Raw genomic sequence first — 12,623 nt, forward strand, 5'->3', positions numbered from 1 at the left:
GTTATAAGTGCCATCACAGCCTGCAGAAATGGCCGCTGCTGTGTACAATGTGCCCGTAGCTTTACCTGTATTTTTCACCCAAGGCTTGTCATCGACCCTTTGCCTGGTATTACAGTCAGGGTCCCACTGCCGGAATCTTTGCCCTCGAGTGCCCATGAACGATCAGTTGCAACCTCTCAAGAAACCATCGCGTGCCGGCAAGGCCGGGCGCAGCGGAACCCAGGACGACATCGTCTATGCGCATATTTTCGAGGCGATCCTCGAGCAGCGTCTGGCGCCGGGAACCAAGTTGAGCGAGGAAGCCCTGGGCGAGATTTTCGGCGTCAGTCGCACCATCATCCGCCGTGCGTTGTCGCGCCTGGCCCATGAAGGCGTGGTGCTGTTGCGGCCGAACCGGGGAGCGGTGGTGTCCAGCCCGAGCGTGGAAGAAGCCCGCCAGGTGTTTTTCGCGCGGCGCATGGTCGAACGCTCCATCACCGAGCTCGCGGTGGAGCACGCTACGGCTGAACATATCGCCGAGTTGCGGCAGATGGTGCTCGATGAGCGCGACAGTTTTTCCCGTGGCGATCGTGGTGCCGGTATCCGCCTGTCCGGGGAGTTCCACCTCAAGCTGGCGGAAGCGGCCATGAACGCACCGCTGATCAGCTTCCAGCGCAGCCTGGTGTCGCAGACGTCGCTGATCATCGCCCAGTACGAAAGCGGCAACCGCTCGCACTGCTCCTACGACGAACACACCCAACTGATCGACGCCATCGAAGCCCGCGACGCGGTGCTGGCGGTGAACCTGATGATGCACCACATGGATCATATCGACAGCAAGCTCAACCTCGATGAGGAAGGCGCGTCGGATGATTTGCATGCGGTGTTTTCGCATTTGTTGCAGACCAAGAAGGCTGGGCGGGCGGGGTCTTCGGTCAAGGGCTGAATGCTGCTTGTGATTCGAGATCCTGCGGCCGCTGCGCTCGGGCGCGCAGCGGCCGCAGGGATCTCTCAACGCTGATGAACCAGCCTGCCAGCCGCAAAGGTCTGCTGCACCGTCCGGTCATCCCCCAGCGTCATCAACACGAACAACGTCTCCTCAATACTGCGCGACTGCTGGATCCGGTAGGACAGCAGCGGTGTGGCGTTGTAGTCCAGCACCACGAAGTCGGCATCGCTGCCCGCTTGCAGGTTGCCGATGCGGTCTTCCAGGCGCAGGGCACGCGCGCCGCCCAGGGTGGCCAGGTACAGTGACTTGAACGGGCTCAGGCGTGCTCCCTGCAGTTGCATGACCTTGTAGGCTTCGTTGAGCGTCTGCAACAGCGAGAAGCTGGTGCCGCCGCCGACATCGGTGCCCAGGCCGACGTTGACCTTGTGCTTCTCGGCCATCGGCAGGTTGAACAGGCCGCTGCCCAGGAACAGGTTCGAGGTCGGGCAGAAGGCGATGGCCGAGCCGGTCTCGGCCAGGCGCTGGCATTCCTCGTCGCACAGGTGCACGCCGTGGGCGAACACCGAGCGCTCGCCGAGCAACTGATAGTGGTCGTAGACGTCCAGGTAGCCCTTGCGTTCCGGGAACAGCGCTTTGACCCACTCGATTTCCTTGAGGTTTTCGCTGATGTGGGTCTGCATGTACAGATCCGGGTATTCCCTGAGCAATTGCCCGGCCAGGGTCAACTGTTCCGGCGTACTGGTCGGGGCGAAGCGCGGGGTCACGGCGTAATGCAGTCGGCCCTTGCCGTGCCAGCGCTCGATCAGCGCCTTGCTTTCGACATAACTGGATTCGGCGGTGTCGGTCAGGTAGTCCGGGGCGTTGCGGTCCATCATCACCTTGCCGGCGATCATGCGCAGGTTCAGGCGCTCGGCTTCTTCGAAAAAGGCGTCCACCGATTCCGGGTGCACACTGGCGAACACCAGGGCAGTGGTGGTGCCGTTGCGCAGCAGTTCCTCGATGAAAATCTTCGCGACTTTATCGGCATGGGCCTTGTCGGAGAACTGGCGTTCGCACGGGAAGGTGTAGGTGTTGAGCCAGTCCAGCAGCTGTTCGCCGTAGGAGCCGACCATGCCGGTCTGTGGCAAGTGGATGTGGGTATCGATGAAACCCGGGGTGATCAGCGCATCCTCATAGTGCACGACCTCGACGTCGGCGGGCAGGCTGGTCAGCAACACCTCGGCCGGGCCCACGGCACTGATCTTGCCGTCTTCGACCACAAGCAGGCCGTCGGCGAAGTATTCATAGGAAGCCTCGATACCCACTTCGGCAGGGTCGGCGAGGCTGTGCAGGATGGCGGCGCGGTAGGCTTTACGGGTCAGGCTCATAAGGCTCTCATTGAATGGCTTGGCTGCGTCGTGAAGCCGGCAGCAATTGGGCAATGGGTTCGGCGCTGGACGAAGTCTGCTGGCCAAAGTTTGCGTTGTAGGTGGCGATGATTTCGGCGGCGATGGACACGGCGATTTCGATCGGCAATTTGCCTTTGACCTCGGCGATCCCCATCGGGCAGCGCATGCGCTGGACCAACTGGGGGTCGAAGCCGCGGTCACGCAGGCGGTGTTCGAACTTGACGCGCTTGGTCTTCGAGCCGATCAGGCCGAACCAGGTGAAGTCGTTGCGCTTGAGGATCGCAGCGGTCAGTTCCAGGTCGAGCTGATGATTGTGGGTCATGACGATGCAGTAACTGCCCGAAGGCAAGTCCTGGACTTCATCGACCGGCTCGTCGCTGACGATCCTGATGACCCCCTCAGGGATCTGCTCGGGAAATTCCTGTTCACGCGAATCGATCCAGCGCACCTTGCAGGGCAGGCTGGCCAATAATGGCACCAGGGCGCGGCCGACGTGGCCGGCGCCGAATACGGCAATCTGTGCCTGCACCCGGCCCATGGGCTCGAACAGCAGCACGGTGGCGCCGCCGCAGCACTGACCCAGGCTCGCGCCCAGGCTGAAGCGTTCCAGATGGGTGTCCTGGCGACCACTGGCGAGCATCTCGCGGGCGATTTTCATCGCCTTGTATTCCAGGTGACCGCCACCGATGGTGTCGTACAGGTGCTCGGCGCTGACCACCATCTTGGAACCGGCATTGCGCGGCGTCGAGCCGCGTTCCTCGATGATGGTCACGAGCACGCAGGGTTCACCACGGTCCTGCAGGTCGGCCAGGGCGCTGATCCAGTTACGCATTATTCAGTTACCCCTCATGTGTCTGTGCTGGCCTTATCGCTGGCAAGCCAGCTCCCACAGGGGGCATTGTGAGCGCCTCCTCTGTGGGAGCCGGCTTGCCGGCGATAGCGGTCATCATGGCGCCACGGTCTCGACTTCAGTAATGGGTTGCTGTACCGCCACCGCCTTGCGCATCTGCTCACACCCCCAAAGCACCCGCTCCGGCGTCGCCGGCGCGTCGATCCGGGGTTGCACGCGATAGTCGGCCAGGCTCGCCACCGCATCCTTGATTGCGCACCAGGCCGCGATGCCGAGCATGAACGGTGGCTCACCCACGGCCTTGGAGTGGAACACGGTGTCTTCCGGGTTCTTGCGGTTTTCCACCAGCTTGACCCGCAGGTCGATCGGCATGTCGGCCACGGCCGGGATCTTGTAGCTCGCCGGGCCGTTGGTGACCAGCTTGCCCTTGGCGTTCCACACCAGCTCCTCGGTGGTCAGCCAGCCCATGCCCTGGATGAAGCCGCCTTCGACCTGGCCGATATCGATGGCCGGGTTCAGCGAGGCGCCGACATCGTGGAGGATGTCGGTGCGCAGCATCTTGTACTCGCCGGTCAGGGTATCGACGATCACCTCGGCGCAGGCCGCACCGAAGGCAAAGTAGTAGAACGGCCGACCACGGGCCTGGGAGCGGTCGTAGTAGATCTTCGGCGTCTTGTAGAAACCGGTGCTCGACAGCGATACCTGAGCAAAGTAGGCCTGCTGGATCAGTTCTTCGAAGGTGAGGATCTGGTCACGCACGCGCACATGGCCGTTGCGGAACTCCACGTCCTCTTCGCTGACCTTGTACTGTCTTGCTGCGAATTCCACCAGGCGCTGCTTGATGATTTCCGCGGCGTTCTGGGCCGCCTTGCCGTTCAGGTCGGCGCCGCTGGACGCTGCGGTCGGCGAGGTGTTGGGCACCTTGTCGGTGTTGGTGGCGGTGATCTGGATACGGTTGAAGTCGACCTGGAACACTTCGGCGACCACCTGGGCCACCTTGGTGTTGAGGCCCTGGCCCATTTCCGTGCCGCCGTGGTTCAGGTGGATGCTGCCATCGGTATAGACGTGCACCAGGGCGCCGGCCTGGTTGAGGAAGCTGGCGGTGAAGGAAATCCCGAACTTGACCGGGGTCAGCGCCAGGCCTTTTTTCAGCACCGGGCTGTTGGCGTTGAAACGGCGGATCGACTCGCGGCGTTCGGCGTAGTCGCTGCTGGCTTCAAGTTCGGCGGTGATCTCTTCGAGCATGTTGTGCTCGACGGTCTGGTAGTAATGGGTGACGTTGCGTTCGGTCTTGCCGTAGTAGTTGGCCTTGCGCACTGCCAGCGGGTCGAGCGCCAGGTGCCGGGCGATGTGGTCCATGACCTCTTCGATGGCGACCATGCCTTGCGGGCCGCCGAAACCACGGTAGGCCGTGTTCGAGGCGGTGTTGGTCTTGCAGCGGTGACCGTTGATGGTCGCATCGCCCAGGTAGTACGAGTTGTCGGAGTGGAACATGGCCCGGTCGACGATCGAGTTCGACAGGTCCGGCGAGCAACCGCAGTTGCCGGCCAGGTCCATGGCGATGCCGTGCAGGCGGCCGCTGTCGTCGAAGCCCACGTCGTATTCGATATAGAAGGGGTGGCGCTTGCCGGTCATGATCATGTCTTCGACCCGTGGCAGGCGCATCTTGGTCGGTTGCCCGGTCAGGTGCGCAATCACCGCGCACAGGCACGCCGGGCTGGCTGCCTGGGTTTCCTTGCCACCGAAACCACCGCCCATGCGGCGCATGTCGACAACGATCTTGTTCATCGAGACGTCGAGGACTTCGGCGACCAGCTTTTGCACTTCGGTCGGGTTCTGGGTCGAGCAGTAGACAATCATGCCGCCGTCTTCGGTGGGCATCACCGAGGAAATCTGGGTTTCCAGGTAGAAGTGCTCCTGGCCACCAATGTGCAGCGTGCCTTGCAGTCGGTGCGGGGCAGTGGCCAGTGCCGTGGCCGAGTCACCGCGTTGGTGGGTATGGCTGTCGAGCACGAAATGCTTCTTGCGAAACGCCTCGACCACATCCAGCACCGGTTCCAGGTCTTCATACTCGATGATCGCGGCCATAGCCGCCTGACGTGCGGTTTCCAGGTCGCGGGCGGCGACGGCAACCACCGGTTGGCCGACGAATTCCACGGTATCGATGGCCAGCAACGGGTCGCCCGGCATCAAGGGGCCGATATCCTTCAGGCCCGGCACATCTTCGTGGGTAATGGCGATGCGCACGCCGTCGAAGGCGTAGCAGGGCGTGGTATCGATCTTGACGACACGGGCATGGGCGCGGTCGGACAGGCGTGCATACACGTGCAGCTGGTTCGGGAATTCCAGGCGATCGTCGATGTACACGGCTTCGCCGGACACATGCTTGTCGGCGCTGTCATGCTTGAGGCTGCGGCCCACGCCGGTGGTCAAATCCTCGGCGAACAGGGCGGCGAGCTCTTCTTGAGTTTTCGGGGCGTTGTGATGGTTAGACATAAGCGGTCACCCGAGTCTCGATGTGCGGCGATTGCAGTTCGATGAAGTATTTGCGCAGCAGGTTCTGCGCGCTCAGCAGGCGGTATTCCTTGCTGGCGCGGAAGTCCGACAGCGGCGTGAAATCATCGGCCAGGGCGGTGCAGGCGCGTTCGACAGCGGCCTGGTTCCAGGTTTTGCCCAGCAACGACGCCTCACAGGCCTTGGCTCGTTTGGGTATCGCCGCCATACCGCCGAAGGCCACCCGCGCTTCGGCCACCAGGCCATTTTCGATGCGCAGGTTGAAGGCCGCGCAGACGGCGGAAATGTCATCGTCCAGGCGTTTGGACACCTTGTAGGCGCGGAATTTCCACTGCGCCTGGGCGCGGGGCACGATGATCTTCTCGATGAACTCGCTTTCCTGGCGGGCCGTGATGCGGTAATCGATGAAGTAGTCTTCCAGGGCCAGGGTGCGGGTGGCTTCGCCTTTGCGCAGCACAATCTGTGCGCCCAGGGCGATCAGCAGGGGCGGCGAGTCGCCAATGGGCGAGGCGTTGCCGATATTGCCGCCCAGGGTGCCCTGGTTGCGGATCTGCAATGAAGCGAAGCGGTGCAGCAGTTCGCCGAAGTCCGGGTATTCGGCGGTCAGGGCGTCATGGCAATCGGTCAGGGGCGTGGCCGCACCGATTTCCAGGCGATCGTCGAAACGCTCGATACGCTTCATTTCGGCGACGTTGCCCACATAGATCATCACCGGCAGGGCGCGGTGGAACTGGGTGACTTCCAGCGCCAGGTCGGTACCGCCGGCCAGCAACCGAGCTTCAGGGTGCGAGCCGTAGAGGTCGGCCAGGTCGGCCACGGTCAGGGGCACCAGGCAGCGTTTGTCGCCGCTGTTGAGCTCGCCGATGTCCTTGGGCGCGATGGCTTGCAGGCGGGCGATGGTTTGCGCTTCGCCGGCATCGAACTGGTCGCCGCCCGCCTGGCAGCAGGCCTGTTCGGCAGCGGCCAGGATCGGCCGGTAGCCGGTGCAGCGGCAGAGGTTGCCGGCCAGGGCTTCCTGGGCCTTGTGCAGATCCGGTGCATCGCTGTTCTTTTGCAGGGCAAACAGGGACATGACAAAGCCGGGTGTGCAGAAGCCGCACTGGGAGCCATGGCAGTCGGCCATGGCCTGCTGCACGCTGTGGAGCTTGCCTTGGTGCTTGAGGTCTTCGACGCTGATCAATTGCTTGCCGTGCAACGACGAAACAAAGGTCAGGCACGAGTTCAGGCTGCGATAGCGAATGTGCTCGCTGCCGTCTTCCGCTTTACTCAGTTCGCCGACCACCACGGTGCACGCGCCGCAATCGCCGCTGGCGCAGCCTTCTTTGGTGCCGGATTTTCCCAGGTGCTCACGCAAGTACTCGAGCACTGTCAGGTTCGGATCCAGGGCGTGCTCACTGCGCAGCTCCTGGTTAAGTAGAAACTGGATCACGGAAGACCTCACGAGCGAATTATTGTTGTTGATCGATTGAGCTGAATTTAGTCAGCTCTGACTTCTCGGTCAATAAAAATCTGACTTTAAAGTCAAGAAAGTGCACGCAAACGGTTTACGTCGATCAACGTTCCTATTTATAAGGGTAGAAGGTTGCAGACGCAGCAGGATTTGTTTGCTGGATTTGTGCCATTTTCGCGCAGTGCGTCTCTGCGCTTGCAGGTATCAATTGCGTTACACTTGGCCGCCTGCACAGATCAATGATTTCGAAGGAAAACCATGACGTTCAAGGCGCCGGACAGCCTCTCCGAGCAAATTGCCCACTACCTCGCCGAACGGATCATTCGCGGCGAGCTCAAGCCTGCCGAGCGTATTCAGGAGCTGAAAGTCACCCAGGCCCTGAACGTCAGTCGCGGTTCGGTGCGCGAGGCGCTGCTGATTCTCGAGCGCCGCCACCTGGTGACGATCCCGCCCCGGCGCGGCGCCCATGTGAGCGAACTCAATGAGCACCACGTGCGTAGCCTGTGCACCTTGATGGGCGAGATGTACATCCTGCTCGGCAACGGCGTGGCAACAGGCTGGAAAACCCAGGCCGACCTTGCGCCATTCGTGCAGATCCAGCAGCGCCTGCAGGAAAGTTTCGCGCGCCAGGACATCAAGACCTTCGTCGAAGACAGCTTCAACGTGATGCGCGCCGCCTATCCGTTCGCCGATAACCCGTACTTGCAGGAGACCGTCGAAAACCTGCAGCCGGCCATGAGCCGCAACTATTATCTGGCCCTGGATCAACGCAAGGCGGAAATGAGCGAATACCTGGCGCTGTTCGATCAGTTGCTCGAAGCGGTGATCGCACGCGATCAGCCACGGATTCGCGTCATACTCAGTGCGTACGTCCAGCGTAGCTGCGACCTGGTGCTCGCTGCCCTGGCGGTTCGCTAAGCATGCGCCTCAAGTGCATCAAGCTGGCCGGGTTCAAGTCGTTCGTCGACCCGACCACGGTGAACTTCCCCAGTAACATGGCGGCAGTGGTCGGGCCCAACGGTTGCGGCAAGTCCAACATCATCGATGCGGTGCGCTGGGTGATGGGCGAAAGCTCGGCGAAAAACCTGCGCGGCGAGTCGATGACCGACGTCATCTTCAATGGCTCGACCAGCCGCAAGCCGGTCAGCCAGGCCAGCATCGAGCTGGTGTTCGACAACTCCGACAGCACCCTGGTGGGCGAATACGCCGCCTACGCGGAGATTTCCATCCGTCGCAAGGTGACTCGCGACAGCCAGAACACCTATTTCCTCAACGGTGCCAAATGCCGTCGCCGTGATATCACCGATATCTTCCTGGGCACCGGCCTCGGCCCGCGCAGCTACTCGATCATCGAGCAGGGCATGATCTCCAAGCTGATCGAGGCCAAGCCCGAAGACCTGCGCAACTTCATCGAAGAAGCCGCCGGCATTTCCAAGTACAAGGAACGTCGTCGGGAAACCGAGAGCCGCATTCGCCGCACGCATGAGAACCTCGAGCGCCTGACCGACTTGCGCGAAGAGCTGGAGCGCCAGCTCGAACGCTTGCACCGCCAGGCCCAGGCTGCGGAGAAGTACCAGGAATACAAGGCCGAGGAGCGTCAGCTCAAGGCACAGCTCTCGGCCCTGCGCTGGCAGGCACTGAATGAACAGGTCGGCCAGCGCGAGGCGGTGATCGGCGACCAGGAAATCGCCTTTGAAGCCCTGGTGGCCGAACAGCGCAACGCCGATGCCAGCATCGAGCGGTTGCGCGACGGCCACCACGACCTGTCCGAGCGCTTCAGCCTGGTGCAGGGGCGTTTCTATTCGGTGGGGGGCGATATCGCCCGGGTCGAGCAGAGCATCCAGCACGGCCAGCAGCGCCTGCGTCAACTGCAGGACGATTTGAAAGAAGCCGAACGCTCGCGGCTCGAAACCGAATCGCACCTGGGCCATGACCGGACTTTGCTGGCGACCCTGGGCGAAGAACTGGCCATGCTCGAGCCCGAGCAGGAAATGACCAGCGCCGCGGCCGAAGAAGCTGCCGCGGCCCTGGAAGAATCCGAAAGCACCATGCATGGCTGGCAGGAACAGTGGGACAGCTTCAATACCCGCTCGGCCGAGCCACGGCGCCAGGCCGAGGTGCAGCAATCGCGCATCCAGCAGCTCGAGCAAAGCATGGAGCGGCTGGCCGAACGCCAGCGCAAGCTGTCCGAAGAGTTGGCCCTGCTGGCAGCCGATCCGGAAGATGCCGCCATTCTCGAGCTGGGTGAGCAACTGGCCAGCAGTGAGTTGCTGCTGGAAGAATTGCAGGCGCGCGACGAGCAGCAGGTCGAACGCCTCGAAGCGCTGCGCAATGCCTTGCAGCAAGCCACCCAGGCACAGCAGCAGGCCCAGGGTGAATTGCAGCGCCTCAATGGTCGCCTGGCTTCGCTGGAAGCCTTGCAGCAGGCCGCCCTCGATCCCGGCACCGGCACCGCGCAATGGTTGCGCGAACAGGGGCTGGACCAGCGCCCGCGCCTGGCCGAGGGGCTGCGGGTCGAATCCGGTTGGGAGCTGGCGGTGGAAACCGTGCTGGGTGCCGACCTGCAAGCGGTATTGGTCGATGACGTCAGCGGTATCGACGTGGCCGGGTTCACCCAGGGCGACCTGCGCCTGATCGACCCGGGCCGCGATGCCGTGCGACTGCCGGGCAGTTTGCTCGACAAGGTCGAGAGCCAGGTCGATCTGGCGCCCTGGCTGGCCCAGGTCAAGCCGGTCGAGGATCTCGATGCGGCGCTGGCCCTGCGCAGCCGTCTGGCGCCGGGTGAGAGCCTGATCAGTCGCGATGGGTACTGGATTGGCCGGCATTTCCTGCGGGTGTGTCGTGCCAGTGACGCGCAGAGCGGGGTGCTGGCGCGCGGGCAGGAATTGCAAAGCCTGGGACTGGAGCAGGGCGAGCGCGAAGCCGCATTGGCATCCCTTGAAGAACAACTGCAAAGCTTGCGTGAGCAACAGTTGCATGAGGAAGACAGTCGCGAGCAACTGCGCCGCCGCCTGCAGGAAGAAGCACGCCAGCAGGGTGAACTCAAGGCGCAACTGTCGGCGGGCAAGGCCAAGGTTGAACAACTGGTCCTGCGCCGTCGTCGGCTCGAAGAAGAATTGACGGAACTGGCCGAGCAGCGAGCCATCGAACACGAGCAACTGGGCGAGTCGCGCCTGCAATTGCAGGACGCGCTGGACATCATGGCCCAGGACACCGAACAGCGTGAATTGCTGTTGGCCCAGCGCGACAGCCTGCGCGAGCGGCTCGACCGGGTGCGCCAGGAGGCCCGCCAGCACAAGGACCACGCCCATCAACTGGCCGTGCGCCTGGGATCGTTGCGGGCTCAGCACGATTCCACGCGTCAGGCGCTGGAGCGTCTGGAGCTGCAATCGGAGCGCCTGAGCGAAAAGCGTGAACAATTGTGCCTTAACCTGGAAGAGGGCGAGGCACCGCTCGAAGAACTGCGGCTCAAGCTCGAAGAGCTGCTGGAGCGGCGCATGGCCGTCGACGAGGAAATGCGTCAGGCGCGCATGCAGATGGAGGACGCCGACCGCGAGCTGCGCGATGCCGAGAAACGCCGCAGCCAGGCCGAACAGCAATCGCAGCTGCTGCGCGGCCAGCTCGAGCAGCACCGGATGGAATGGCAGGGCCTGAGCGTCAGGCGCAAGGCCCTGCAGGAACAATTGCATGAAGACGGCTACGATCTGCACGGGGTGCTCGCCACCCTCGGCAGCGACGCCAATGAACAGGAGGCCGAACAAGAGCTCGAACGCATCGACGCCAGGATCCAGCGCCTGGGCGCAATCAACCTGGCGGCCATCGACGAATATCAGCAGCAGTCCGAGCGCAAGCGTTACCTCGATGCTCAGGACGCTGATCTGGTCGAGGCCCTCGATACCCTGGAAAATGTCATCCGCAAGATCGACAAGGAGACCCGCAACCGCTTCAAGGATACCTTTGATCAGATAAACGGCGGTTTACAGGCTTTGTTTCCAAAAGTTTTCGGTGGCGGCAGCGCATATTTGGAACTGACGGGCGAAGATCTACTCGATACAGGGGTGACGATCATGGCGCGTCCGCCTGGCAAGAAGAACAGCACCATTCATTTGCTCTCTGGTGGAGAGAAGGCCCTGACTGCGCTGGCCCTGGTTTTCGCCATTTTCAAACTGAACCCGGCGCCGTTCTGCATGCTGGACGAAGTGGATGCACCATTGGATGACGCTAACGTGGGGCGCTATGCGAATCTGGTGAAGGAAATGTCCCAAACGGTGCAATTCATCTATATCACCCACAACAAGATCGCCATGGAAATGGCCGATCAATTGATGGGGGTGACCATGCACGAGCCGGGTTGTTCGCGGTTGGTGGCGGTGGATGTCGAGGAAGCCATGGCCATGGTCGATGCCTGATTGGAGGGGATCGCGCAAGGTGAATGAGCAATTGCCGCAGGTGGATGCGACAGACGGTGTAAAGTTGTCTTTGGTCGTGCTAGTTTAGTGTTTACTTTTTTGTATGCGTGGGTAAAACGCCTGTCAGAACATAGAGTTGGCGCCACGTTTTAAAGGGGTTTTAACCCTTTATTTTCAGCATTTTTCATAGAGGCACAGGATTAAATGGAAATCGGTCTGCGCGAGTGGCTGATCGTCATCGGCATCATTGTCATTGCCGGTATTCTTTTCGATGGCTGGCGCCGCATGCGTGGCGGCAAGGGCAAATTGAAATTCAGGCTGGACCGCAGCTTCTCCAACCTGCCGGACGACGAGCCCACCAGTGCTGAAGTACTGGGCCCGCCCCGTGTGCTCGACGATCACAAGGAGCCGCAACTGGACGAGCACGACCTGCCGTCGATGAGCGCGCCTGCACGTGAAACCGGCAAGCGCAAGCGAACGGCAGAACCTTCCCAGGGTGACTTGAACCTCAAGCTGGACCTGGATGAGCCGAGCTTCTCCAGCCGCGACAACGACTTCCCGGACGAAACCCGTTCTGCAAGCCTCGGCGCAAGCGACAGCAAGGAGCTGCCACCGGTCGAGGAAGTGCTGGTCATCAGCGTGATCTCCCGCGACGAGGGCGGCTTCAAGGGCCCGGCGTTGCTGCAGAACATTCTGGAAAGCGGCCTGCGTTTCGGTGAAATGGACATTTTCCACCGTCACGAAAGCATGGCTGGCAACGGCGAAGTACTGTTCTCCATGGCCAACGCGGTCAAGCCCGGGGTTTTCGACCTGGACGACATCGACCATTTCAGCACCCGTGCAGTGAGCTTCTTCCTCGGCTTGCCAGGCCCGCGTCATCCCAAGCAGGCGTTCGATGTCATGGTGGCCGCTGCACGCAAGCTGGCCCATGAACTCAACGGCGAGCTCAAGGACGATCAGCGCAGCGTCATGACGGCCCAGACCATTGAGCATTACCGTCAGCGCATTGTTGAATTCGAGCGTCGTGCGTTGACCCAGAAACGCTAGGCTTTGGATTTGCGGTGAGCCTATCGCTGGCAAGCCA

At 61.9% G+C, this 12,623-nt stretch carries 8 protein-coding genes; 4 read left to right on the plus strand and 4 right to left on the minus strand.

Annotated elements, in window-relative coordinates; genetic code table 11:
* Positions 1–154 precede the first annotated feature (154 nt).
* Positions 155–925 carry a GntR family transcriptional regulator gene (locus tag F2S13_RS26860; RefSeq protein WP_166366649.1) on the plus strand — a complete coding sequence of 257 codons (771 nt, stop codon included), beginning with the start codon at positions 155–157 and terminating at the stop codon, positions 923–925.
* Positions 926–990: 65 nt separating this feature from the next.
* Here the strand turns inward: F2S13_RS26860 and guaD are convergent, their stop codons facing one another.
* From guaD to xdhA, 4 genes are all read right to left on the minus strand, one after another.
* Positions 991–2,295: a guanine deaminase gene (gene guaD / locus F2S13_RS26865; RefSeq protein ID WP_166366658.1), complete on the minus strand. Its 1,305-nt coding sequence runs from the start codon at positions 2,293–2,295 to the stop codon at positions 991–993.
* A gap of 7 nt (positions 2,296–2,302) precedes the next feature.
* Positions 2,303–3,148, minus strand: a complete 846-nt coding sequence (gene xdhC, locus F2S13_RS26870; RefSeq protein WP_166366660.1) for a xanthine dehydrogenase accessory protein XdhC — start codon at positions 3,146–3,148, stop codon at positions 2,303–2,305.
* 114 nt (positions 3,149–3,262) lie between these two features.
* Positions 3,263–5,662 carry a xanthine dehydrogenase molybdopterin binding subunit gene (xdhB, locus tag F2S13_RS26875; RefSeq protein ID WP_166366662.1) on the minus strand — a complete coding sequence of 800 codons (2,400 nt, stop codon included), beginning with the start codon at positions 5,660–5,662 and terminating at the stop codon, positions 3,263–3,265.
* Positions 5,655–7,109, minus strand: coding sequence for a xanthine dehydrogenase small subunit (gene xdhA, locus F2S13_RS26880; RefSeq protein ID WP_166366664.1), 1,455 nt, complete (start codon positions 7,107–7,109; stop codon positions 5,655–5,657). The genes xdhB and xdhA overlap by 8 nt, the downstream gene beginning before the upstream one ends.
* Positions 7,110–7,388: 279 nt before the next feature.
* On the opposite strand from xdhA, the gene F2S13_RS26885 reads away from it, so the two are divergent.
* From F2S13_RS26885 to zipA, 3 genes are all read left to right on the plus strand, one after another.
* On the plus strand, positions 7,389–8,048 hold the full coding sequence (locus F2S13_RS26885; RefSeq protein ID WP_166366666.1) for a GntR family transcriptional regulator: 660 nt from the start codon (positions 7,389–7,391) through the stop codon (positions 8,046–8,048).
* Positions 8,049–8,050: 2 nt separating this feature from the next.
* A complete protein-coding gene (gene smc / locus F2S13_RS26890) occupies positions 8,051–11,539 on the plus strand; it encodes a chromosome segregation protein SMC (protein WP_166366668.1) in 3,489 nt (1,162 codons plus the stop codon).
* Positions 11,540–11,743: 204 nt separating this feature from the next.
* Complete coding sequence (gene zipA, locus F2S13_RS26895) at positions 11,744–12,586, plus strand: cell division protein ZipA (protein WP_166366670.1); 843 nt, start codon at positions 11,744–11,746, stop codon at positions 12,584–12,586.
* Positions 12,587–12,623 lie beyond the last annotated feature (37 nt).

Source organism: Pseudomonas akapageensis (assembly GCF_011355085.1).
GTDB classification, from domain to species: Bacteria; Pseudomonadota; Gammaproteobacteria; order Pseudomonadales; family Pseudomonadaceae; genus Aquipseudomonas; species Aquipseudomonas akapageensis.

Coding starts and splice junctions, on each gene's coding strand:
- F2S13_RS26860 (WP_166366649.1), top strand. CDS start 155: ATGAACGATCAGTTGCAACCTCTCAAGAAACCATCGCGTGCCGGCAAG.
- guaD (WP_166366658.1), bottom strand. CDS start 2,295: ATGAGCCTGACCCGTAAAGCCTACCGCGCCGCCATCCTGCACAGCCTC.
- xdhC (WP_166366660.1), bottom strand. CDS start 3,148: ATGCGTAACTGGATCAGCGCCCTGGCCGACCTGCAGGACCGTGGTGAA.
- xdhB (WP_166366662.1), bottom strand. CDS start 5,662: ATGTCTAACCATCACAACGCCCCGAAAACTCAAGAAGAGCTCGCCGCC.
- F2S13_RS26885 (WP_166366666.1), top strand. CDS start 7,389: ATGACGTTCAAGGCGCCGGACAGCCTCTCCGAGCAAATTGCCCACTAC.
- smc (WP_166366668.1), top strand. CDS start 8,051: ATGCGCCTCAAGTGCATCAAGCTGGCCGGGTTCAAGTCGTTCGTCGAC.
- zipA (WP_166366670.1), top strand. CDS start 11,744: ATGGAAATCGGTCTGCGCGAGTGGCTGATCGTCATCGGCATCATTGTC.